Annotated in this window: 1 protein-coding gene; it reads right to left on the reverse strand. The window is 68.3% G+C overall.

Annotated features, from left to right (window positions below; genetic code table 11):
* Positions 1-508 (reverse strand): class I SAM-dependent methyltransferase (locus tag EOA85_RS36880; protein WP_164760206.1); only part of this gene is annotated, 508 nt, incomplete at both ends.

The raw sequence follows: 508 nt of genomic DNA on the forward strand, positions 1-508 counted from the left end.
GTGCCGTGGCTGGTCACGAAGGCGGCGAGACGGCCGGGCTTCAGCAACCGAAGCGCCTTCACGACGAAGTAGTCGTGCAGACGCAGCCCGAGCGAGCGCAAGGCGCGGTCGGACCGCACGGTGCGATCGGAAAAGGGCGGATTGCCGATGGCGAGGTCGAATCGCGCCGGCAGCTCGGTGCGGGCGAAATCGCCAGTGACGATGCGCGCACGCGGCTGCAGCAGCCGGGCGATGCGCGCGGTGACGGGATCGAGTTCGACGCCTGTGACGTGGGAACGGTCGCGAAGCTCTGCCGGCATCAGTGCCGGAAAGAGCCCCGTTCCAATGCCGGGCTCGAGAACGCGGCCGCCGCGCCAGCCGAGCCGCAGCAAGCCCGCCCATATCGCCCGAACGATAAATTCCGGCGTGAAATGCGCATACTGCGTGCAGCGCGCCAGCGAGGCGAAGTCGGCGTCGTCGACGACCTCCTGGAGCTCGGCGCCGATTTCCTCCCAGCCCTTCCTGAAAC

The sequence above is a fragment of the Mesorhizobium sp. M5C.F.Ca.IN.020.29.1.1 genome, assembly GCF_003997375.1.
Classification (GTDB): Bacteria; Pseudomonadota; Alphaproteobacteria; order Rhizobiales; family Rhizobiaceae; genus Mesorhizobium; species Mesorhizobium wenxiniae.